The organism is Chryseobacterium sp. Marseille-Q3244, assembly GCF_940807095.1.
Taxonomy (GTDB): Bacteria; Bacteroidota; Bacteroidia; order Flavobacteriales; family Weeksellaceae; genus Chryseobacterium.
In genome coordinates this window covers 185,680-208,820 of record NZ_CALNWX010000007.1, presented here as the reverse complement: position 1 = coordinate 208,820, position 23,141 = coordinate 185,680, and the positions used below count along the sequence as shown (strand labels likewise).

At 36.4% G+C, this 23,141-nt stretch carries 16 protein-coding genes; 10 read left to right on the top strand and 6 right to left on the bottom strand.

What is annotated here, in order from left to right; all coding sequences use genetic code 11:
• Positions 1 to 114: 114 nt before the first annotated feature.
• Positions 115 to 1,404: an adenosylmethionine--8-amino-7-oxononanoate transaminase gene (bioA, locus tag NBX25_RS14475; RefSeq protein ID WP_250254154.1), complete on the top strand. Its 1,290-nt coding sequence runs from the start codon at positions 115 to 117 to the stop codon at positions 1,402 to 1,404.
• A gap of 8 nt (positions 1,405 to 1,412) precedes the next feature.
• Here bioA and NBX25_RS14470 read toward each other — a convergent pair whose 3' ends face one another.
• On the bottom strand, positions 1,413 to 1,730 hold the full coding sequence (locus NBX25_RS14470; protein ID WP_123855877.1) for a winged helix-turn-helix transcriptional regulator: 318 nt from the start codon (positions 1,728 to 1,730) through the stop codon (positions 1,413 to 1,415).
• Positions 1,731 to 1,821: 91 nt separating this feature from the next.
• On the opposite strand from NBX25_RS14470, the gene NBX25_RS14465 reads away from it, so the two are divergent.
• Complete coding sequence (locus NBX25_RS14465) at positions 1,822 to 2,592, top strand: MBL fold metallo-hydrolase (RefSeq protein WP_250254153.1); 771 nt, start codon at positions 1,822 to 1,824, stop codon at positions 2,590 to 2,592.
• Between the two features lie 114 nt (positions 2,593 to 2,706).
• Here NBX25_RS14465 and NBX25_RS14460 read toward each other — a convergent pair whose 3' ends face one another.
• On the bottom strand, positions 2,707 to 3,912 hold the full coding sequence (locus tag NBX25_RS14460) for a CynX/NimT family MFS transporter (RefSeq protein WP_228412801.1): 1,206 nt from the start codon (positions 3,910 to 3,912) through the stop codon (positions 2,707 to 2,709).
• A 71-nt stretch (positions 3,913 to 3,983) separates the two neighbouring features.
• Here NBX25_RS14460 and NBX25_RS14455 point away from each other — a divergent pair, with 71 nt between their 5' ends.
• Entirely contained in the window at positions 3,984 to 4,790 is an 807-nt protein-coding gene (locus NBX25_RS14455; protein ID WP_250254152.1) for an AraC family transcriptional regulator, read from the top strand.
• Between the two features lie 276 nt (positions 4,791 to 5,066).
• On the opposite strand, the gene NBX25_RS14450 is transcribed toward NBX25_RS14455, so the two are convergent.
• A complete protein-coding gene (locus NBX25_RS14450) occupies positions 5,067 to 6,416 on the bottom strand; it encodes an MATE family efflux transporter (RefSeq protein WP_250254151.1) in 1,350 nt (449 codons plus the stop codon).
• A 416-nt stretch (positions 6,417 to 6,832) separates the two neighbouring features.
• Between NBX25_RS14450 and NBX25_RS14445 the strand changes: the two genes are divergently transcribed.
• From NBX25_RS14445 to NBX25_RS14420, 6 genes are all read left to right on the top strand, one after another.
• Positions 6,833 to 7,438, top strand: coding sequence for a hypothetical protein (locus tag NBX25_RS14445; protein WP_250254150.1), 606 nt, complete (start codon positions 6,833 to 6,835; stop codon positions 7,436 to 7,438).
• Positions 7,439 to 7,706: 268 nt separating this feature from the next.
• Positions 7,707 to 8,039, top strand: a complete 333-nt coding sequence (locus NBX25_RS14440) for a hypothetical protein (protein ID WP_123855882.1) — start codon at positions 7,707 to 7,709, stop codon at positions 8,037 to 8,039.
• A gap of 292 nt (positions 8,040 to 8,331) precedes the next feature.
• Positions 8,332 to 12,669 carry a CusA/CzcA family heavy metal efflux RND transporter gene (locus NBX25_RS14435; RefSeq protein ID WP_250254149.1) on the top strand — a complete coding sequence of 1,446 codons (4,338 nt, stop codon included), beginning with the start codon at positions 8,332 to 8,334 and terminating at the stop codon, positions 12,667 to 12,669.
• A gap of 7 nt (positions 12,670 to 12,676) precedes the next feature.
• Positions 12,677 to 13,828 (top strand): efflux RND transporter periplasmic adaptor subunit, encoded by a 1,152-nt coding sequence (locus NBX25_RS14430; RefSeq protein WP_250254148.1) that lies wholly within the window; start codon positions 12,677 to 12,679, stop codon positions 13,826 to 13,828.
• A gap of 436 nt (positions 13,829 to 14,264) precedes the next feature.
• Positions 14,265 to 16,076 carry a hypothetical protein gene (locus NBX25_RS14425; protein ID WP_123911463.1) on the top strand — a complete coding sequence of 604 codons (1,812 nt, stop codon included), beginning with the start codon at positions 14,265 to 14,267 and terminating at the stop codon, positions 16,074 to 16,076.
• Positions 16,077 to 16,462: 386 nt separating this feature from the next.
• Entirely contained in the window at positions 16,463 to 17,407 is a 945-nt protein-coding gene (locus NBX25_RS14420) for an aldo/keto reductase (protein WP_250254147.1), read from the top strand.
• A 135-nt stretch (positions 17,408 to 17,542) separates the two neighbouring features.
• Here NBX25_RS14420 and NBX25_RS14415 read toward each other — a convergent pair whose 3' ends face one another.
• The 3 genes from NBX25_RS14415 to NBX25_RS14405 all read right to left on the bottom strand — a co-directional run bounded on the left by NBX25_RS14415 (position 17,543) and on the right by NBX25_RS14405 (position 21,922).
• Positions 17,543 to 19,390: a chloride channel protein gene (locus NBX25_RS14415; RefSeq protein ID WP_250254146.1), complete on the bottom strand. Its 1,848-nt coding sequence runs from the start codon at positions 19,388 to 19,390 to the stop codon at positions 17,543 to 17,545.
• A gap of 219 nt (positions 19,391 to 19,609) precedes the next feature.
• The gene (locus tag NBX25_RS14410; RefSeq protein WP_250254145.1) at positions 19,610 to 20,611 is read right to left on the bottom strand and encodes an SDR family oxidoreductase; all 1,002 of its coding nucleotides are present in this window, start codon (positions 20,609 to 20,611) and stop codon (positions 19,610 to 19,612) included.
• Positions 20,612 to 20,647: 36 nt separating this feature from the next.
• Positions 20,648 to 21,922 (bottom strand): NAD(P)/FAD-dependent oxidoreductase, encoded by a 1,275-nt coding sequence (locus tag NBX25_RS14405; RefSeq protein ID WP_250254144.1) that lies wholly within the window; start codon positions 21,920 to 21,922, stop codon positions 20,648 to 20,650.
• A 200-nt stretch (positions 21,923 to 22,122) separates the two neighbouring features.
• On the opposite strand from NBX25_RS14405, the gene NBX25_RS14400 reads away from it, so the two are divergent.
• Positions 22,123 to 23,112, top strand: coding sequence for an aldo/keto reductase (locus NBX25_RS14400; RefSeq protein WP_250254143.1), 990 nt, complete (start codon positions 22,123 to 22,125; stop codon positions 23,110 to 23,112).
• The last annotated feature ends 29 nt before the right edge of the window (positions 23,113 to 23,141 follow it).

Genomic DNA, 23,141 nt, shown 5'->3' with positions numbered 1-23,141 from the left:
TATCAATGAGATGGTAGAGTTTCTGGGTTTTAATACAGAGCATCTTTTATAGAGCCTTTGCAAACGTTGCATTAAAAAACAGAAACTCTTATCTCAAAATCATCAATATAATATATGGATACAATAACACCAACAAGCCTCCAACAAAGAGATAAAGCCGTCAACTGGCATCCTTATACGCAAATGAAATCTGCTGACAATATTATTCCTATTGTAAGTGGAAAGGGTCTTTATCTTTATGACAATGAAGGTAAAAAATATATGGATGTGGTTTCTTCATGGTGGGTAACCCTGCATGGACATTCACATCCTTATATTGCCCAACGCCTATTTGAGCAGCTTAATACTTTGGAACAGGTTATTTTTGCCGGATTTACCCATGAGCCCGCTACTCAACTTTCAGAAAATTTATTGAAGCTTTTACCCGACAATCAGAAAAAAGTGTTCTATTCTGACAATGGATCTACCGCTGTGGAAGTAGCTTTGAAAATGTGTATTCAATATGCTCACAATCAGGGAAAAGAAAAAACCAAAATCCTTGCTTTTAAAAACGCCTACCACGGTGATACCTTCGGAGCAATGTCTGTAAGTGGAAAAAGCTATTGGACGAAACCTTTTGAAAGCAGACTGTTTGAAGTAGTTTTCATTGATACTCCTACTCCAGAAAACCTGCAAAATTTACAATCACAAATTGAAGCTATTGCTGATGAGGTAGCTTGTTTTATTTATGAACCTTTAGTTCAGGGGGCTGCAGGAATGCTTATGTATAATGCAGAAGATCTCAATACCCTGATGAAATACTGCAGAAAACAGAAAATTCTGATGATTCAGGATGAGGTTTTTACAGGGTTTGGAAGAACCGGGGAGCTTTTCGCGGCCAATTATCTTACCGAACAACCGGATATCATGTGTTTTTCAAAAGGACTGACTGGGGGAACCATGCCTATGGGAATTACAACATCTTCCAAAGCAATTTATGATGCTTTCTGGTCTGATGACAAACATAAAACCTTATTCCATGGACATTCATTTACAGCCAATCCTTTAGCCTGTACCGGAGCTTTGGCCAGTATGGAATTATTACTAAAAAAAGAAACCCTAATGAATATTAAACGCATCTCCCAACAGCATTCAGCGTTTGTAAAAGTTTTGACTGAACATCCTAAGGTTGAAAATGCCCGCCAGATCGGAACTATTTTGGCCTTTGATTTTAAAACCGGACAGGGAACTTCTTATTTTAATGAAATCGGAAAAAAACTTTATAATGAGTTTTTACAAAGGGAAATTATTATGCGGCCTTTAGGAAATGTTCTTTATCTGGTGCCTCCTTATTGTATTTCTACTGAAGAACTGGATACAGTCTACCACAATATTCTTGAAGTTTTGGATCTGTTTAAAGACTAAAAGCCATTCTAAGAATTTAATTCATTTCCCCAGGCATGAAGCTCGAAAAGGATAGGACCCAGCTTTTGCCCTTTCTCTGTCAGTTGATAATAGACTTCGGGAGGAAAATTATACACTTCAATCCGTTGAACAATATGATCTTCCTCCAGTTGTTTAAGCTGTTCTGCAAGAACTTTTTTGGATACTCTTGGCATATTCCGCCATAATTCCACAAAACGGACCTGATTTTCTTCAAAAAGATTATGGAGGATTAATGGTTTCCATTTTCCCGAAAGAATATTCAGACTTCTTCTCAGTCCACAGTTTTTAAACTCTTCAAAATTCATAGGTTACTTAGATGTAAATGAATAACCTTTTGGTAACCTTCGATTGTTTTGCCTGAGTTAACCAATAGATTTGCTTTACAAACTTAAGCAAATGAAATTACAATTATGGCGCAATGCAACATTGCTATTGACTATTGGTGACCTCTCCATTCTGGTTGATCCGATGCTTGGAAAAAAAGGTTCTTTGGGAAAATTCCCAATGACAGATAATGAATTACTGAACCCTTTGCTGGATCTTCCTTTCAGCCGGGAAGATTTAATCAAAAAGCTACAGATGGTAGATGCAGTTGCCATTACTCATTTACATCCGGATCATTGGGATTCTGCAGCCATAGAGATGATTGATAAACAAACAGTAATTCTCTGTCCTTCTGTAATTTCAAATCAGATCAAAAAACAGGGTTTTCAGAATATTATCGCAGTCAACGAGCAACTTCTCTGGAACAATATTGATATATCCATAACAAAAGGACAACATGGAACCGGAGAAATTGGTGATAAAATGGGAGTAGTCAACGGATTTGTTCTTAAAAAAGACAATCAATCCGTTTATATTGTGGGAGACAGTATCTGGTATGATGGTATCGCAAAAGAAATTGAAAAACACGAGCCCAGGCATATTATTGTAGCAGGAGGAGCCGCTACATTTTCTGTAGGAGATCCTATTATTATGACTAGTGAAGACATTTTCAAAGTCTGCGAACATGCTCCGGAAGCAAAAGTTTGGGTAACCCATTTGGAAGCTGTAAGCCACTGCAAAGAGGACAGGGCATTTATTCAGGAAAAGATTTATGAAAAAGAATATGAAAATCAATGCTTCATTCCTGAAGATGGTGAAGAAATAAATTTGTCCATTTATTAGAATAATCTGATTACAGGAGAAAGTATTTCCTTTTTAAAACTGGGTTTTCAATAAAAAATGAGGCTTTTCAAATAGAAAAAGCCTCATTTTATTTACAATTAAAACTAAGAACAATTAATCCTCTACACATTTATTTCTCGCAGCCCTCAACCCAAAGTAAAGCATAATCAATACTGCAATGCTCAGAAAATAGAATGAAGTATTCCAGGAAACATCCCAATCATGCAGCTTCCCAAATACCGGAGGCCCGAATGCAGCAATCAGATAACCTACTGACTGTGCCATTCCTGAAATTTTCACTGCATTGATGCTGCTTTTCGTTCTTGTAGAGAAAAACAGAATGGATAAACTGAAAGACAATCCATTGGAAATCCCGATAATGACAGCATTTACATAGATCCATTGAGATTTCAGAAAAACAAACATCATGGTACTTCCAAACATTAGAGCACATATAAACAGAATCATAATTCTTTGATCCTTCATTTTGCTGGCGATGATCGGGCAGCAGAAAGTGATAGGAATCATAGTGATCTGAATGACAAACAGGACCCATCCTGAACTTTCACCCGGCATATTGTAATCTGTAAGGAATGAAGGTAACCAGGCAACCATACAGTAATAAAACAAGGACTGTAATCCCATAAAAATACTGATATTCCATGCTTGGGAAGACTTAAACATATTAAAATCAGAAGTTGCCAAAGCCGTTTTAGGCTGGTTAGAATTCTTTTTGTTAAATAAAATTTCAAGAATCAATACGACAAATCCAAGTGCGGCAATCACCAGCCATATACCCAGAGAGCCACGCCATCCAAATCCGGTCCATTCACCGATTCTCACACTAAAACCGGAAGCCAAAGCAGCTGTAAGGTTCATAGAAACAGCAAAAATTCCTGTCATTAAACCAATTTGTTTCGGAAAATTATTCTTAACATATCCGGGAGTCACTACATTTCCGATACAAATTCCCAAACCGATAAATACCGAGCCAACAAACAACAGCCAAAGTGAGCCTGAAATTCTCAGAAATAATCCAAAACTTAAAATAATTAATGAATACATCAACAGTTTGCTGATTCCAAACTTATTAGAAAACCTGCTCACCAAAACCGAACAGACGGCAAACATAAAAAGTGGAATAGAGGTTAAAAGACTTACCTGGAAATTATCCAGCTTCAAAGCATCTCTTACATCTCCCAGGACCGGGGATACAGCGACAATAGGCGACCGAAGATTGCTGGAAATTAATATAACCACCAACACATTCAGAAACATTAAAACATAAGAAGCATTCTTTTTGACTTCGTTCTTCATCATAGTAAAAACTTTTGTACAAAATTAGTATAGTAATTTTGTTTAATTTTGCCAAAGTTTTAACCTGAAACGACATGAATGCTAATGACAGTATAAAAATAGATGATCTTCATAAACCCTATTTTGTATGGTTTGAAGAAAACTGGATTCATGATAACATTCTCCATCAACATGAAAAGGGGCAATTGGTTTACGTAGAAAGTGGATTTCAGTATATCACCATTGAAGAACGTATTTATCTCCTTCCTCAAAATCATGCAGCCTGGATTCCCCCGAATGCCATTCATAAAACCAATTCCCATTCTGAAAAGATCAAACTGATGATTATGTTTGCAGACACAGATCAGAAAAATTCATTTTATGATGAGGTGAACGTATTTTCAGTTCCTTCCGTATTGAGAGAAATGATAAAGTATGCTGAAAAATGGTCCAAGCTGATGAAAAAAGATGCGGATGAAATGGTATTTTTAAAAGCATTATTTAATGAGCTTCCTCATTTTGTAGAACATTCCCTGAAACTTCATCTCTGCCTGCCTAAAGATAAACGCTTAGAAAAAGTCATTGAACACCTTCATCATTTTTACAACACAGAAATTAAAATAGAAGGGCTGGGAGAGTTGGCATTGCTCTCTTCCCGAAGTCTGGAGCGCATATTTAAAAAGGAAACCGGTCTCACCTTGAGTAAATATCAGCAAATGCTCCGTATCATTAAAAGCCTTGAACTTTTGAGTTCAGGAAATCTGACCATTTCAGAAACAGCTTATGAAGTAGGGTATAAGAGTGTACAGGCTTACACTAGAAGTTTCCAGGCGGTGATGCAGTTCAGACCTACAGATTTTATGAAAAACATTAACTTAGGTATAGGAAAAGGGATTTATTAACAATTAAAAATCACTGTATTCAGCTATGGTAAGGTATTAGAAAATTATTTTATAATAAATAATTCCCCTTTTGTCCATTTATCATATCAATAGTATATTCTTTATTATATAGCTTATAAAAGCAAAAAGGCCCCCAGTACTGGAGACCTTAAAAAAACACAAATGATGAAAAAAAATTATTTCGATTCACAAATATAAGCAAAATTTATATTATGCAGTGCATCGTATGTGCTTTTTAATTAAAAATTATTTATTTTAATTAAAAATTATCATTCATTAATAGATACTGGTTTTTCTTAACATTTTGAAATTTAACCCTATCATATAAATGACTCCACCAAACACAATCCATTCTATAATAGCACTTACAACATAAATACTTCGGATTCCATACAACATTGGTATAATAAGAAGGGCAGGAATATATAATACCAGTTGTCTTAAGATACTGATTACGGTAGCAGGTCGGGCATTTTCTACAGAAGGAAACCAGACCATTGCCATAAAAATAAATGGTAAAGCTGGTAAAACGCTCATATAAATCCTGAAATCAGTTAGCTGGCTTGGCTGAAAAGATACATTGGGAATCATTACAGACAATACCTCTGATGGACAGAACATCACAAAAAGCCAGAAAGGAATCAAAATGATAAGCCCTGTAAAAGAGAAAAGACGATATGCCTTGATGCTTCTCTCATATTTTTCGGCTCCGAAATTCATGCCTGATACAGGCTGCAAAGCTCTCATCAATCCCCAAAGTGGAGTATTTAAAAGAATATAAAACCGGTTGACTGCCGTAAAAAAGGTGATATCTGTATCTTTTCCATATTTGGCAATTACATTGAAGACTACAATATTCTGAACCACAATCATAACCATCATGATAAACCCGGGCATTCCCAGGGAAAGAGCTTCCCTTATAATGGCTTTGTCATACTTTAAGGACCAAAATCGGGTAACAAAAGAAGCCTTTCCGGATGCATAATACCAAACGCCTAGTACCGTATAGATCATCATGGAGATATTGGTAGCCCAAGCTGCACCGCTTACTCCACCACCAAAAGAATCAATAAATAAAGGCTTTAATGCCACATCTACAATCAGACCTACGGCAATCATCCAGGCAGCAGTTTTCATTTTTCCTTCTGCGCGGATCAACATGTTCAGTGCCAGCCCATGAATCCAGAAAAAGCTTCCAAGAATGGTGGCTCTGAAATATTCCACCCCTAACGTTAGAATTTCGCCTCTTCCTCCCATCATATACACCAGATCTTTGGCGAAAATATAACAGGGAATTGTAATGACAACAGAAAAGAGCAGGGTAAGAAAATTAACGGTTCCCATAGCTTTGCTTAGTTTATCCTTTTCACCTGCACCAATCCAAATACTTATGGCAGCTCCTAAACCTGTACCAATCAAGGTCCCAAATCCCTGGGCAAATTGTGCCAGGGGATAGGCGACGCCTACTGCTGCCAAAGCTGTATTGCTAATTAAATGACCTACAAAAATTCCGTCAAGAAAATTATTCAATCCATAAAGTACCATTGCAATAACTGCCGGCCAGGACATCTGCCACATTACTTTATGCATTTTTCCGTTTAAAATAAGCTGTTTCTGTTGTTCCATTGTTGATTATAAATGAGTTGAATAGAGTGCATAATATAAAGGAAGCCAGAGCTAGGAAGAAGGAAATTATAAGGTATAAAAACCATTAAATCTACATTACTCATTATCAACAAAAATAATCTCAGACTTCTTTCTTCTGACTTCCCATGAACACTCACTTTAACAATTAAATTAGTGATATTTATCTATGTAAGAATTATTCTCAATAACTTTAAACAAACTTAGTCTTCAAAATTCTAACTCGAGATCCCTAAGACGGAATAAAAACTCCGCAAAAAGGAATATTGATTAATTAAGTATAAACTCAGTAAGTGTTAAAGCGAAAATTTTTAACATTTTAAGCATTTATTTACTCTATTGTGATTATACTCATAAAATAAAATGGATAAATTCTTTTAATTTGAATAAAAAGAAGTATGAAGCCAAAACAGATTAAAGGGGTTCCCAATCAGCAATCAGGTGGCTTTCATGATACAGAAAGTTATGCAAAATTTGACCCTGAATTCCTTTCATTGAAATTTGAGATATTAAAAACAAGGTTTTTCTCAATTAATCAATGGAAAAGTTATTGTGGAGAAGCATTTGCTGCTTTTAAACTCTATGATCTCAAAGGTATTCCGGTTGAACGGGATCCACAAAAAGGGGACTTTGTAAGAATTAATATTCCGGGACCCGGAGAAATGGAAGCCAAAGGATTTGACTGGGTCGAAATTACCGATATCTGTTATTTTGAAGATACTTATTCTGAAAGTATTCTAATGACCTGCCGGCCTTCTCAGAACCCTACCCAAAAAAGCGGCCATATTGCTCACTTTTATAGCTCAAAAGCCACTTCTACATTCATGATTCAAAGAAATGCCACTTATTTAAAAGCCGCAGTGTACGGACGGAATGAATCACCCAATTTTAATGCTACCTTTATTGATATCAGCAGGAACCTAATGATTGCAATAGGAGGTATGATGGGAGTTGCTAAAATTCAATGGAAACAACTCACTGATGGATTGCTAGATTTTGATTGAATTTTCACTTAAAATACGAGCGAAAACAATGATGGATTAAGCCCGAGAATATTTTCCATTAATAAGATCTGTTTGCTGCCATCCGGTAAACTTTATCACTTTTTGATCCCTCCCAAAAGTTTATTCAGACTGTAGAAGATTTTGGAATACAGATAAAAGACCCAAAAACCTCTTTATTAAACAAAAATTAATCTTCTTGTCTTTTCTCAGGAAAAATTTAAGCCTTATATTTGCAGGGATGTTAAAATGGTTCTCCATAATATGTTCAATGATGTATGTACTGGCTACCACCAATGCGGGGGAAGTATTGAAGGTGCCTATGTTTGTAGAACATTTTATAGAATATGAAGGAAATCTTTCGGAATTCGTCATGGAACATTATGACAACCATAAAAAAGATGCTGACTGGGATCTGGATCAGAAGCTACCATTTATCAACCCTCCCATTGTATTGACAGTACATGCCCAGCTTCCTGATTACACCTTTGAAATCAAAAAACCTAAAGAAATCAGAATTCCTCAAAAAAATAGCATTTATCAGGAAAAGGATTTCTCAAACCTTTACCTTTCTAATATTTTCCAGCCTCCACGGCTTTCTTAATTGATGTTGAAGTAAAAATGAATACTTTAAGTTTTACTTAAGGTAATCAATTGTTATTGTTTATCAATCAATTTTGTAGTACAATATTATTCTGCTTGTTTTTTTTAATAAAAAGTACAATTAGAGTTGTGAAATTCTTTGATTTTACTCTTTTGCAAACTTTTTATCTGGTATTATTTTAAGCTTAAGTAAACATTCTAAAGTATTTAAAAGCTTTTGTGACTTTTGCGGTTCAGATACAAAATATAAGCAGTTTATAAAAAACTACAGATTTACCCATTAATAATTTTTCATGTTAAACAAAATTATTGAGTTTTCTGTAAAGAATAAACTCATCATTGCTCTGTTCACCATAGGCTTAGTCCTTTTCGGAGTATATGAAACCACTAAACTACCTATTGACGCTCAGCCTGATATCACCAATAATCAGGTACAGATTATCACCACCGCACCGTCTTATGGAGCCGCAGACATTGAGCGTCTGGTAACATTCCCCATCGAGCAGGCAACCAGTAACATCAGTGGAATCACCGAGCTTAGAAGCCTTTCCAGATTCGGGTTGTCGCTGGTCACTGTAGTTTTCGATGATAATACCGATGTGTATTGGGCCCGCCAACAGGTTCAGGAGCGTTTACAGCTCGTTCAGGATAATATTCCGGACGGAATTGGAAAGCCCGAACTAGGACCTATTTCTACAGGATTGGGAGAAATCTTCCAATATGTGGTAAGGGCCAAGAAAGGCTATGAAAATGTGTATGACGAAACAGAACTGAGAACTATTCAGGACTGGGTCGTGAGAAGACAGTTATTAGGAACCAAAGGAGTGGCAGATGTCAGCAGTTTCGGGGGAAAACTGAAACAGTATGAAATTGCTATTAATCCTAATAAGCTTCAGGCTTTTAATATCAATATCAATGATGTTTTTGCCGCTTTGGAAAAGAATAACCAAAATACAGGAGGAGCTTATATTGAAAAGAAGGAAACGGTTCTTTTTATCCGCAGTGAAGGTCTTTTGGGAACAGCAGAAGATATTGGAAGTATTCAGGTAGCAGAAACCAAAGAAGGAATTCCGGTTCACATTAAAGACGTAGCGTCTGTAAAAATCGGATATGCGACAAGGTATGGTGCTATGACCTATAACGATACCGGAGAAGTATCCGGAGCCATTGTATTGATGCTTAAAGGAGAAAATGCTAACGAGGTAATAGGCAATATTAAACAAAGACTAGAGAAAATCCAGGAATCTCTGCCTGAAGGTGTTGTAATTGAACCTTTCCTTGACCGCGCTAAAATGGTTAATAATACCATCAGTACAGTAAAAACCAACCTGATGGAAGGGGCCCTGATTGTAGTTTTCATTCTTGTTTTATTCCTTGGGAACTTTAGAGCCGGATTATTGGTTGCTTCCGTAATTCCTTTAGCCATGCTGTTTGCCATTATTATGATGAATATCTTTGGTGTTGGAGGTAACCTGATGAGTCTTGGAGCGTTAGACTTCGGTCTTATTGTAGATGGAGCAGTTATCATTGTGGAAGCCGTTCTGCATCAATTGGCTCATAAAAAGCATTTTGGAAAAGACAATATATTAAGCAAAAAAGAAATGGATGGGCAGGTTTCCAGTTCAGCCACCAAAATGGTTAACAGTGCTGTTTTCGGGCAGATCATTATTCTTATTGTGTACCTTCCGATCTTTACTCTACAGGGAATTGAAGGAAAAATGTTTAAACCAATGGCCCAAACCGTAGCATTTGCACTTATTGGAGCGTTTATTCTTTCCCTTACTTATATTCCTATGATGAGCTCATTGGTATTAAGCAGAAAGAAAAAGGAAAAGGACAATATTTCCGATAGGGTAATGGCTAAAGTAGAATCAGGACACCAAAAGTTCCTGATGAAAGCATTGAAATACAGAAAAACAATCATTCTGGGAGTTCTTGTGCTTTTTGCAGGTGCTGTTTTCACATTGTCAAGAATGGGTGGAGAATTTATCCCATCGCTGGAAGAAGGAGATTTTGCTGTTGAGATGAGAATTCTTCAAGGTAGTAATATCAATGAGACCAAAAAAATAACGACGCAGGCTTCCGGTATTCTTTTAAAACAGTTTCCAGAAGTACAAAAGATTGTTGTAAAGATCGGAAGCGCAGAAATTCCAACAGAACCAATGCCAATGGATGCGGGAGATATGATTATTGTTTTAAAGCCTAAAAAAGAATGGACTTCTGCAAAATCATTCCCTGAACTTTCGGAAAAGATGAGCAAGGCATTACGTGTCATTCCCGGATTAACAACAAGTTTCCAGTTCCCCGTACAAATGCGTTTTAATGAATTGATGACAGGAGCCAGACAAGATATAGTTTGTAAAATTTACGGGGAAGATCTTGACAGTCTTACTACATATGCCAAAAAGCTGGGAAGTATCATTAATACGGTAAAAGGAGCTCAGGATCTTTATATAGAACCCGTTGAAGGAGCTCCACAAGTAGTTATTGATTACAACCGTTCTGAATTATCAAGATACAATATTTCTGTTGCCGAGATCAACAGAGTGATCAATATGGCTTTTGCAGGACAAACTGCCGGAGCATTGTATGAAGGAGAGAAAAAGTTTGACATCGTTGTTCGTATGGATAATGATTATAAAAAAGATATTATCAGCATCCAAAATCTATTGGTTCCGACAGCTTCCGGAGAGCAGGTGCCTTTATCCCAACTGGCGAAGGTAGAACTTAAAGACAGTCCGAACCAGATCCAGAGAGAAGATACCAAAAGAAGAATCATCATTGGATTTAATGCCAGAGATAGAGATGTGCAGAGTATTGTGGAAGAACTTCAGCAAAAAGTAGGAAAAAAACTGAAATTCTCGCCAGGATATACCATTGCTTATGGAGGAACTTTTGAAAACTTAAACGAAGCCAAAGCAAGATTAGGAATTGCTGTTCCTATTTCTTTAGTCATGATTTTCTTACTGTTATTCTTTGCATTTGGATCTGTAAAACACAGTTTATTAATCTACACTGCTATTCCACTATCAGCCATTGGAGGGGTGTATTTTCTCGCCCTGAGAGGAATGCCTTTCAGTATCAGTGCCGGGGTTGGATTCATTGCCTTATTTGGGGTAGCTGTACTTAACGGAATTGTTTTGATATCAGAGTTTAACCGTTTAAAAAAGAATGGAATAACCAATACCAGCAGAATTGTACTAATGGGAACAAGAATCAGACTTCGTCCGGTTCTGATGACTGCCTTTGTAGCTTCACTAGGATTTCTGCCAATGGCTATCAGCAATGGAGCAGGAGCTGAAGTACAAAGACCTTTGGCTACAGTAGTCATTGGTGGATTGATGTTGGCCACCCTTTTAACCTTATTTGTTCTCCCAATCCTTTACGTCTTATTTGAACATATTAATAAAGATAAAATGAAATTCTCTAAAAAAATACACTATAAAAAACTGTCTGTTTTCTTACTATTCGTTTCTTTCGGTAGTCTTCAGGCTCAGGAAAACATAACGTTTGAACAGGCACTGGAAAAGGCATATCAACAAAACGGAACACTTAAAAGTTCAAAACTCATCACTCATTATCAGGAGAAACTAAAAGCCAGTTATCTTGACCTTCCACAGTTGGAAGTTACAGGAGCAATCGGGCAGATTCAGGGAGAAGAGACCGACAATTCATTTGGAATTTCACAAAGATTCAGCTTTCCAACTGTTTATTCGAAAAGAAAGCAGATGCTGGATGCGGAATGGACAGCAAGTATTATCAGTCAGAACCTTACAAAAACACAGCTCACCAAAGAGGTTACAGATGTTTTCTATAGAATTTTAGTCCTTCAGGAAAAGAAAAAAGTATTGGAATACATCAGTCAGCTATACTCCAATTTTGCAGATAAGGCTGGTTTAAGATTAAAGAAAGGAGAAGCCAACATTTTAGAAGAATCCACCGCAGAAATTCAAAAAGAACAGGTAAAAGTACAACTGAACTCCCTTGAAAATGATCTGAATATTGCAAAACTTCAGCTTCAGTTGCTCCTGCAGTCTGATATTACCTATCAACCCGTTGCCAATAAACCCACAATGGATGTAGGACTTCAGATTTCAGAGGAAATGGTAAAACAACATCCTGAACTGAAGTATCTGCAACAGCAGATCAAAGTAGGAGAGGCTGAAGTACAGCTTGAAAAGAGCAGACTGCTTCCTGAACTTTTGATTGGCTACACCAATCAGAGTATGAAAAACATTAACAATAACCGTTTTAATTCTGTACAGGTTGGAGTAGGAATTCCATTGTTTACCAAAGGTCAGAGAGCTTTAGCCAAAGCCGCACAGGCAAAAATTGCTATTTCTGAAAATCAATATCAAAGAAAAGAAATTGAACTTAAAAACAGATTGGGACAACAACTCAGTAACTATATAAATCAGCAGAGGATCATTGAAAATTACGAGCAAAAACAGCTTCCAAAATCTGAAACGATCTTAAAAACAGCGCAAAAGCAGATGGATGTAGGAGAAATTGATTATTTAAACTGGGTAATACTGGTGAATCAAGCCGTCAAGACCAAAGCAGATTACATCGACAGCCTGGAAAGACTGAATCAGATCGGAGCAGAACTTAATTTCTTAATTTCAAAATAACAGCGTCATGCAATTCAAAATAAGATCAATATACAGCCTGGCTTTAGTATTTGCTTTATCATCCTGTTCAGGCAAAAAAGAAGAGGAAAAAACAGTGTACGAAAATACAAAATTTGCAAAGGGAGCGGAAAACACGGTTCATCTCACCAATCAGCAAATTCAGTCTGTAGGAATTTCGATTACATCTCTTCAGGACAGGAACATGGAGAAACTGGTACGCCTGAATGGGAAAGCAGAGATAGCCCCATCTCATATCAGCTCTGTTTCAAGCATTATGGGCGGACATATCAAAGCGATCAATGTCATTAATGGAAGCCGCTTCAGCAAAGGTCAGGTACTGGCAATTGTAGAAGATCCGCAATTCATACAACTTCAACAGGATTATCTGGTAACCAAAGCACAACTTGATGCTGCAAGACTCAACTTTAACCGCCAGAAAGACCTTAATACAAGCAAAGCAAGCAGTGATAAAACGCTACAAACCGCTCAGGCAGATTATTCAACTCTCAATGCCACTTTAAGAGGTCTTGAAGAAAAACTAAGGATCATCGGAATCAATGCGAAAGGTTTGAATACAGGAAATATAAGAAGTAAAATTAATGTTTATGCGCCATTCAGTGGTTTTGTAAGCAAAATTTTGGTCAATAACGGGCAATATATTAACCCCGCAGATACCTTATTTGAGCTAATTAATCCGGCTGGATTGCTTCTAGAATTAAAGGTATTTGAAAACGATGTTAATGATATAAAAGTAGGACAGGAGATTCTGGTTTATAATAATCAAAATCCTGATATGAAGTCCAATGCTAAAATTGTAAGTGTAGTTCCAAGTATTGAAAATGGAGGTTCTGCAACGGCTGTAGCTAAGTTATCATCTGTTAACTCTGAATTTGTAAAAGGAATGTACGTCAATGCCGAAGTCAATATCAGCAGCCGATATACCCAAGGACTTCCCAATGATGCTGTAGTTTCTTTTGAAAATAAAAATTATGTTTTTGAAGACCTTGGAAAATCAAAATATAAGATGATTCCTGTAGTCACCGGAATTTCAGACGACCAGTTTACAGAAGTTTTAAAAGCAGATTTCTTACAAGGTAAAAAGATTGTACAGAAAGGAGCGTATAGCCTTCTGATGATGCTGAAGAATAAGGCAGAGTAATGGCTTACTATCCATACATTTAATAGAAAAGGTTTTGTTTACTAAGTAAATGAAACCTTTTTTTATACTAATACCGTACTAGATTTTACTGATTACGCGGATGATTGTTATGTTTTTATCGCCACGAATTCACGAATAATTTTAATTTATGTGTAAACTCTATATGGCTATGGGGTAAAAATTAAATTATTATTTAAACCACATAGTCACATAGAATATTGTAGTAGGAAAAGTGGCAAAAATACTGTTTGGACAAAGTCTATAATATTTATGCATTTTTGAAGAAATAACACCCTGATAAAATGATTTTTAGCATATTTTCAATATTACAGATACTATTTAATGCATAATTAATTAAAAAAGCAATACTTTTAAGCAGTGAATTAGTTGAAAGAATTTTTAGTTGCATTAAGTAAAGAACTTTTATTGAAACATAATGACAACTAAACCGTTACACAATTTCCATATTCCGGTAATGGGATTGGCTTATACCATAGACAGCCCGATCCGCGTTGCACAATATGGAATTTCTTCTGTGATTTCCATCATTGACGATGAAATTCTGGAAAAAATGAAAAACTTTTACAACAAAAAGTTTAATCTTGATTATTCTGGAATTTCAACAAAAACAGAGGATTACAGAGCCAAAAGAATTACTGCTTATCTGGATATGGTAGATGATATCGTGAATGAAAAATTCGAAGCTTTCAAACAGGAAATCAGTAAAAATAAAGAGGCACTGAAAGACTTTGTGGCCATGTTACCCAATACTTCAGATCTGAAAAACAGTCTTCAAAACCTTATTGTACAAAAAGATAACTGGAGTGACAGTATCAAACACTTTATTGAAACAAATCTGCTACCCGGAAGTATTGATGTCAATATCATGACAAAAGTTGATAAAGACAACTATAAAAAGAACGAGCAACTTCCTGTAATGTACAATGATGCTCATGCTTCGCTGCGTGGATTTGCAAAGAGTAAATTATCTTCCTCAATGGTTCTTTCGGCAGGAATGAATCCCCGTCTGTACAGTTACATGGAAGAATTTGATGATTTTTTCCCTGATGAAAACGGAATTCTGAAAAAGAAAATCATTCTTAAAGTAAGTGATTTCCGCTCTGCGATGATTCAGGGAAATTTTCTGGCTAAAAAAGGCTTATGGGTTTCAGAATACAGAATAGAATCAGGATTAAACTGCGGAGGCCATGCATTTGCTACAGAAGGAATGCTTTTGGGACCTATTATGGAAGAATTCAGACAGAAAAAGAATGATCTGATCCAGTCTGCTCATTCATTAATGATAAGTGCATTAGAGCAAAAAGGCAAACCTGTTGTCTCCAAACCTTTAGAAATGAAAATTACCGTACAGGGAGGTGTAGGTACTTCTGAAGAACATGATTTTTTATTGTCCAATTATGACGTAGACAGTGTGGGATGGGGCTCTCCATTTTTATTAGTTCCTGAAGCCACTTCTGTAGATACCGAGACCAGAAATCTTCTTTTAAATGCTAAGGAAAATGATTTTTACCTAAGCCAAATTTCACCTTTGGGTGTTCCTTTCAACACTATAAAAGGAACTTCTAACGAATTATTAAAACAGCAGAAAGAAGCCAAAGGAAGGTATGGAAGCTCATGTCCAAAGAAATTATTAGCATTAAGCAAAGAATATTCTCCTGAAGGCACCTGTACTGCTTCTAAGAAATATCAGGATATGAAGTTGAACGAACTTTATCATCAGAAAGAAACACTTTCTACAGAAGAGTTTGAAAAGAAAAAAACTGAAATTACAGATAAAGCCTGTCTTTGTGTAGGACTTGTAAACGCTGCTTACATGGAACAGGGAATAGAGATTAAGGGCGAAAAGCAAGGTGTTGTCATCTGTCCGGGACCCAATATTGCCTTTTTTGATAAAGAAGTTTCTCTTTCGGAAATGGTAAAACATATTTATGGCAATACCAATATTCTGCCTGATAACAACCGTCCTAATATGTTCATCAATGAACTGAAAATGTATGTAGAGTATCTGAAAAAGGAAATCGAAAACACTTCCATACAAATTACCCAGTCTCAAACAAAGAAATGGAATGCATTCAAAAAGAATATGCTGGAGGGAGTAGAATATTATCAAAACCTATTCAACACATCTGCATTCTTTAAACAAGGATTACAAACGATTAATCTTCAATTACAGGAATACAGACAAATTCTGATAGCACTTGAAATTCCTCAGATTGAAAAGCAATAGATTATCTCGCAGATAGTTTGAAAAATACACCACAATGAATGGATTAATTATTTTATTTACTTGAATTAGCTTGCATAACTCTATGTCTCTATGTGGTTTTAAAAATTTAACCACAAAGTCACATAGAATTAGTACGAAAAGAATACTAGAGTTATCTTGTGTAAAAAAAATACACAATACAGATAAAACTTGTGCCTTTACGTTAATCCAACAATTACAGCAGAAACAGTCTTCTATAAGACTGTTTTTTTATTATCGCATTCTGCAAAATAAATGAGGAATCATCGGCTTTTTCATTTATAATAACTATAGAGCATATGGCTATTTTGAATAGTGATGAAGAATAATATTTGCTACCTTAGATTTCAGTTAGTAAAATTATTTTTATGGAAAAAAGAAAGATCAAAAACACGGATTTAGAAGTAGCTCCTATTAATTTCGGAGGAAATGTTTTCGGATGGACACTGGACGAAAAACAATCCTTTGATATCCTGGATCAGTTTACAGCAGCCGGATTCAATTTTGTAGATACCGCAGACACCTATTCATGGTGGGTAAACGGAAGAGGTGGACAATCTGAAGAGATCATCGGAAAATGGATGAAAAGCCGTAACAACCGTAAGGATATTGTTCTGGCTACCAAAGTAGGTTCTGAGACGAAGGAGCATGGCTACGATATCAGTAAAAAACATATTTTAAGGTCTGTAGATGAGTCTCTGCAAAGACTTCAAACTGATCATATTGATCTTTATTATACGCATTTTGACGATCATACCACTCCGGTAGAAGAAACACTTTCTGCCTATGATGAAATTATCAAAGCTGGAAAAGTACGTTATATCGCAGCATCTAACCTTTCTCCTGAACGTTTAAAAGCATCCTTTGAAGCCTCTGAAAAGAATAACCTTCCTAAATATGTTGCATTACAACCCCATTATAATTTATTGGAAAGAGAAGGTTTTGAAAAAAACTATGCTCCTTTAGTTGAACAATTTGATCTGAGTGTATTTCCTTATTGGTCACTGGCAGCAGGATTCTTAACCGGGAAATATCGTGATGAAGCAGATCTTGCCAAAAGTGCACGAGGAGAAGGGGTAAGAAAATATTTAAATCCAAAAGGAACAGAAGTGTTAAAAGCACTGGATCAGGTGAGTGAAAAACATCATAGCAATCAGGGGACAGTGGCTTTAGCATGGCTGTTATCCAATCCATTGATTACTGCACCTATTGTAAGTGCTACCAGTTCTTCACAACTTGAAACGTTATTCAACGCTCCGAAACTTACTTTAGATCAGGAAGATATTGACTTGCTTAATAAAGTGAGCCATTAATTTTTAAACTTCATTATTAGATTAAAAAATCCGTTCAGTATTGAACGGATTTATTTTTTAACGCAGAAGGCATAAAAGTTTTTAACAATAACTTATTTTAAGGTACTACTACTGTTTGAAAGGTGGTTTAACTCTTTAATCTGAATACTCTTTCAACAATTTTCTATAACTCATCAGAATAGAAGACTTGGAAATAAACCCAATAAAAACATTGTTTTCATTGACAACAGGAAGATTCCATACTCCGGTGTCATCAAAAATTTGAAGGATTTGAAGAGGCTTATTTTCAGGATGGACTATCGCAGGAGGAGCCTTGATAATCTGAGCAACCGTTTGGGTAGTGTCAATTTCTTTATTAAAAAGATACGGCCTGATATCATCCAGCGTTAAAACACCTTTTAATGCTCTGGTCTCATCTACGATAGCAAAAATATTTTTATCTCCGTTCTTTACCAATTCAAAGAGGTCTGTAATAGAAGCATTTTCCTGAATCGTCTGAGAATATTTATCGATAAAATCCTCTGTTCTTAGAGCAAAAAGTAAGTTTTTATCATGTTTATTGGTAAATATCTTTCCTTCATCTGCCAGGGATTTCAATTCCGGAGAAATAGGAGAGAACCATTTGGCAATAAGATATGAAATGATGGAAACAATCATCAAAGGAATAAACAGATCATATCCAAAGCTGGATTCTGCGATCAGGAATATTGCTGTAAGTGGGGCATACATCACGCCACTCATGGCTCCGGCCATTCCTACCAGAACAAGATTGGTAACCGGGACATCTGTAAATCCAATATGCTGGCAGACCAATGCAAATAAATACCCTAAGGTTCCACCGGCAAAAAGAGAAGGAGCAAAATTCCCTCCATTTCCGCCACTGAATATGGTGAATGAAGTAGCAAAAGCTTTTAATAGCAGTACGAGTACCAAAAAAACTATAATCGTCCAATCTCCAATTTCAAAATACCTGAAAAAGCTGTTTTCTATAATTGAATGTGTATTTCCGTTGGTAAAAGCCTTCACCGTTTCATATCCTTCACCAAATAAAGGAGGGAAAAGTACACAAAGCAGGGAAAGAACAGCTCCTCCAAACATGGCTTTACGCATTTTTGAAAGCTTAAGTCCTTTTATAAAATGCTCCACTTTTTGGGAGATAATCACAAAATATCTTGCATAGAGTCCTGTTACAAGGCCTAAAATAAGATAATAAGGCAAATTTTTATAGTTAAAAGCTTCTCTGGTATAAAATCTGAAAAGGACATCCTCCTGAAGCAGTATCCTGGACAAAAGGCTTCCACAAACTGCTGCAACGACCAATGGAATAAAGTCTGTAAAAACCACTCCAGTCAGGAGAATTTCAAAGGCAAACATGATTCCGGCGATAGGTGCATTGAAAGCTGAAGCTATTCCGGCTGTGGCTCCCGCTGCCAGTAATAATGTACGTTCCTTATAATTGAGTCGGTAAGTCTGTGCATAATTTGATCCTATGGCAGCTCCGGTAACCGCAATGGGACTTTCCAGTCCGGCAGAACCTCCCAGTCCAACGGTAACTGCACTTTGGATCACCTGTGAGTACATTTTTACAGAAGCTACGATGCTTGAATTTTGAGCAATTTCGTACAGTATTGCTCCAATTCCTTTTCTATCCTGGCCTTTAAACAATGTTAAAACAATCATTGTGGTCAGAACAATTCCTAAAAACGGAAAAACGATATAGAATAGGATCTGATATTCAAAATGAACTTTATTGGTAATAAAATAGTGAATATTATGTACCAGTGTTTTCAGAATAACTCCGGCTAAACCTGCTGTACATCCAACCAGGATTCCGGAAAGCACAAGAAACTGATTCCGGCTCAACCTATTGTTTAGCCAATGCAGAATAAGCTCATAACTGCGTGCTTTTTCCAGTCCATATTTTTGGAAATCTCTTTTAAATTTTAGAAAACTTAGGTACTTTTTTTTGTTGTGAATTTTCACCTGGGAAGAATTTTAATGCGAGCCTCAATTTGAAACTGCTGTGTAAATTTATGAAATATCTTAGAGAAACTTACCCAAAACACGTTTTAAAAACTTCCCTAAGATCAGGAAAAGATTCTTATTTTCTATTCAGAATATCTTAAATTACTCATTTAATCTATTAAAAACCAGCTGTAATATTGATTTTCACATCCCTTATTACAGCTGATTTATATGCTGTTACTGAGCTTCATTAATTTTTCTAGACATTCCTGAAAACAGAAATTTGGCAGCTGCTATTCCTAAAATTCCGGCGGCAGTCCATATCAATGGTTTTGCAGAAATAGTGAACAGTGATTTTCCATCAATTCCCATATTTCCTTTGGAGGGTTCTAATACATTTCCTTTTGATTTTTCATCTTTATTGGCTTTCTTCATTACCATTCGCATTGCTGCTGAAGAAACATACCGAACAACACCGGGAAAAATTTCATAAATACTTTTAAAAGCCACTGCTGACCAGTCCGGATAAGATGCTTCAGTAGGATTTTTTGCTGTTCTTACAATAGAAGCGGCCAGTTTTCTTGGGTCAAATGATGGAGGAGGAGTACTGAGTTTGATTCCTGAATAATTAGCGGCATGTTCTATTCCTGAAGATTTCTGGAAACCGGGATACAACGCACAAATATGGATATCCGGAAAATCTGACACTTCTCCCTGCAATGTTTCAGTCATTCCCCGGATCCCGTATTTTGAAGCAGTATAAGCTGCTCCATAAGGAGCCGGCATCCATCCGCCGATCGAAATATTATTAAGCAATACGCCTTTTTTCTGCCGTTTAAAAACGGGAAGTACCGCATGAGCTGCATGCATATATCCTAAAAGATTTGTTTTAACAATCTGATCGGTAACATCTACTGGAATTTCCTCAAATTTTCCAAATGCCAGTACTCCTGCATTATTCACCCAATAATCAATTTTACCACTGAACTGAATGGCTTCATTCACAAGATGGGCTACTTCTTCCGCTACAGAAACATCAGTAGGAACAGTGATAACAGTAACACCCAGGCTTCTGCATATTTCTGCAGTTTCTTTCAAAGCTTCTTCATTACGGGCTGCAAGAACAAGATCAGCTCCCTGCTCGGCAAAGGCTTCTGCTGTGGCCTTGCCAATTCCGCTTGATGCTCCGGTAATGACAACTGTTTCTCCAAAAAATGGAGGTTTTCTACTATTTTTCATATCAATATATTTAAGTGTGATTCATTTTATTTGGATTCAGGAAGAACCATTATCCGTATTTCTTTTGGGATACAAAATCAGTCTGATAGATGGATTATTCGTTATAAATAAACGGAACCAGTCAAAAGCCAGTTGAAGTTTATTTTTAAATCCAACCAAAGGAATAATATGGATAAAAAGCCAGGTAAGCCAAGCTATAAATCCTTTGAAAGAATGCTTCGGAAGATCCACTACAGCATTATATTTCGAAATAATAGCCATACTTCCTTTATCATTATATTGGAAAGACTTCAATACTTTTTCATCTTCTATCCTCTTAAAGTTTTCTGCAATATTTTTCCCCTGCTGGATGGCTACCTGAGCAAGCTGAGGGTGCCCGTTAGGATATTTTTCTTCAGAAAGCATAAGGCAAATATCTCCTAATGCATAGACATTTTCCATTTCATCTACTTTATTGTAAGCATCTACCAATATTCGTCTTCCTTTACCAATACTTTTTTCGGGCAATCCAGCAACTTCACGACCGATTACTCCGGATGTCCAAATCAGGGTTTCTGTTTCAATTGTTTTACCATCACTTAAAATAACTTTACCATCTACATAATCCTTCACAGCTACATTCAGAATAATTTTCACTCCCAGCTCTGTGAGCTTTTTATAAGCAGTTTCCTTGGCCATATCGCTCATAGGAGAAAGGAGAGAAGGAAGGGCATCTACCAAATAGAGATGGGAAAGTCCAAATTTTATTTCCGGATATTCTTTCTGGGCAATGTATTTTCCCATTTCAGCCAGCATTCCTGCAAGTTCAACACCTGTAGGACCACCACCGGCAATGACGATATTCTGAAGCTTTTCAGCTTGTTTTACATCCTTATTGCGGGCGGCTTCTTCAAGGGTTAACAAGATATGGTTTCTCAGATAGAGCGCCTCTTCTATATTCTTCATTGGAAGAGCATGCTTTCTCACATTTTCCATTCCGAAGAAATTAGATTCCGTACCTAAAGCCAGAACAAGATAATCATAAGACAAAGTTCCTGTATCTGTTTCTATAATTCTTTCGTCAGTTTTGATCCTGATCAGGCTCCCCATATGAAATTTTACATTTCTATTATTGGAAAATAGTTTCCGGAAAGGATAACTGATATTGGAGGCTTCTATAAAAGAGGTTGCCACCTGATAAATCAATGGTGGAAAGAAGGGATAATTATTTTTATCAACCAGGGTAATTTTGAATCTGTTGTCGCTCCTGAGGGATTTGATAAGATTAATACCTGCAAACCCTCCTCCTACGATTAGAACATGCTTTTTCATATTAAGTGGATATTGAAGTGGTGTAGTCTAATTCATTCAAGAACAAGACCAAAGGCTTCAAAACATAAAATATTTAACATAATATAAGAAATCCCAATATCTCTATAATAGAAAGGATTTCAATGATAGAACTTACTTTTTCTTTTGAGGTCTGCATGATGTTTGCAGCGGTATAGATAACACCATAAAAATATTTTAATATGAAAATGCCGCTTTTAACAGACAAACACAGGTTAGGAATAGGAGGAGTTGCTATAGGTACTGCTTTTGAAAATATAACGGATGAAGAAGCTCATAATATTCTTCAAACTGCCTGGAATTCAGGAATTAGGTATTATGATACCTCTCCCTGGTATGGGCTCACCAAAAGTGAAAGAAGATTTGGAGATTTTCTTAAAAATCAGGGTCATAATGAATTTATATTTTCCACAAAAGTAGGAAGACTCTTTCATCAGGTTCCTGAATCTGAGGTACCGCCTACCATGTGGAAAAATCCTCTGAACTTTGATTTCGAACATAATTATACTGCAGATGCTGTAAAAAAATCTATTGAAGAGAGTCTGCAAAGAACCGGATTAAGCCATATCGATATTGTTTACATTCATGACCTGTCTGAAGATCAGGTAGGTGACCGCTATCCTTATTTCTTGAAGCAGGCTAGAGAAGGAGCTTTTAAAACTCTTTCCGAATTGAGGGATCAGGGAGTTATCAAAGCATGGGGAATGGGAGTCAATAAAATTGAGCCTATTCTAGACTGTATTGAATCTGCAGACCCTGATATTTGCCTTTCTGCTACCCAATACTCTATATTGGAACATGAAGATGCAGTGGACAGACTTCTTCCGGCAGTAAAAAAAGCAGGAGTAAAACTGGTTTCTGGAGCAGGATACAATTCCGGATATATTACAGGACGTGAACGGTATAATTATACAGATGTGATTCCAAAAGGTATGGAACAAAAACGGGCAAGAATAATGGTCATTGCAGAGAAATATAAAATCAATATTGTTGATGCAGCTCTTCATTTTGTACTTGCTTCAGAGGATTTTGTTTCTATTATTCCCGGTGCCAGTAAACCTGCACAGGTACAGAGTAATCTGGAAGCACTGCACACTCAGATTCCTCTTGGTTTTTGGCAAGAATTGAAAGCAGAAGGATTGATTTATGAAAAAGCAGAGGTTCCTCAATAGAACATCAATTTGTTTTTCATTCAATGTAT

What these genes read in the sequence shown, in the direction of transcription:
- bioA (WP_250254154.1), top strand. Translation starts at nt 115, where the DNA reads ATGGATACAATAACACCAACAAGCCTCCAACAAAGAGATAAAGCCGTC.
- NBX25_RS14470 (WP_123855877.1), bottom strand. Translation starts at nt 1,730, where the DNA reads ATGAATTTTGAAGAGTTTAAAAACTGTGGACTGAGAAGAAGTCTGAAT.
- NBX25_RS14465 (WP_250254153.1), top strand. Translation starts at nt 1,822, where the DNA reads ATGAAATTACAATTATGGCGCAATGCAACATTGCTATTGACTATTGGT.
- NBX25_RS14460 (WP_228412801.1), bottom strand. Translation starts at nt 3,912, where the DNA reads ATGATGAAGAACGAAGTCAAAAAGAATGCTTCTTATGTTTTAATGTTT.
- NBX25_RS14455 (WP_250254152.1), top strand. Translation starts at nt 3,984, where the DNA reads ATGAATGCTAATGACAGTATAAAAATAGATGATCTTCATAAACCCTAT.
- NBX25_RS14450 (WP_250254151.1), bottom strand. Translation starts at nt 6,416, where the DNA reads ATGGAACAACAGAAACAGCTTATTTTAAACGGAAAAATGCATAAAGTA.
- NBX25_RS14445 (WP_250254150.1), top strand. Translation starts at nt 6,833, where the DNA reads ATGAAGCCAAAACAGATTAAAGGGGTTCCCAATCAGCAATCAGGTGGC.
- NBX25_RS14440 (WP_123855882.1), top strand. Translation starts at nt 7,707, where the DNA reads ATGATGTATGTACTGGCTACCACCAATGCGGGGGAAGTATTGAAGGTG.
- NBX25_RS14435 (WP_250254149.1), top strand. Translation starts at nt 8,332, where the DNA reads ATGTTAAACAAAATTATTGAGTTTTCTGTAAAGAATAAACTCATCATT.
- NBX25_RS14430 (WP_250254148.1), top strand. Translation starts at nt 12,677, where the DNA reads ATGCAATTCAAAATAAGATCAATATACAGCCTGGCTTTAGTATTTGCT.
- NBX25_RS14425 (WP_123911463.1), top strand. Translation starts at nt 14,265, where the DNA reads ATGACAACTAAACCGTTACACAATTTCCATATTCCGGTAATGGGATTG.
- NBX25_RS14420 (WP_250254147.1), top strand. Translation starts at nt 16,463, where the DNA reads ATGGAAAAAAGAAAGATCAAAAACACGGATTTAGAAGTAGCTCCTATT.
- NBX25_RS14410 (WP_250254145.1), bottom strand. Translation starts at nt 20,611, where the DNA reads ATGAAAAATAGTAGAAAACCTCCATTTTTTGGAGAAACAGTTGTCATT.
- NBX25_RS14405 (WP_250254144.1), bottom strand. Translation starts at nt 21,922, where the DNA reads ATGAAAAAGCATGTTCTAATCGTAGGAGGAGGGTTTGCAGGTATTAAT.
- NBX25_RS14400 (WP_250254143.1), top strand. Translation starts at nt 22,123, where the DNA reads ATGAAAATGCCGCTTTTAACAGACAAACACAGGTTAGGAATAGGAGGA.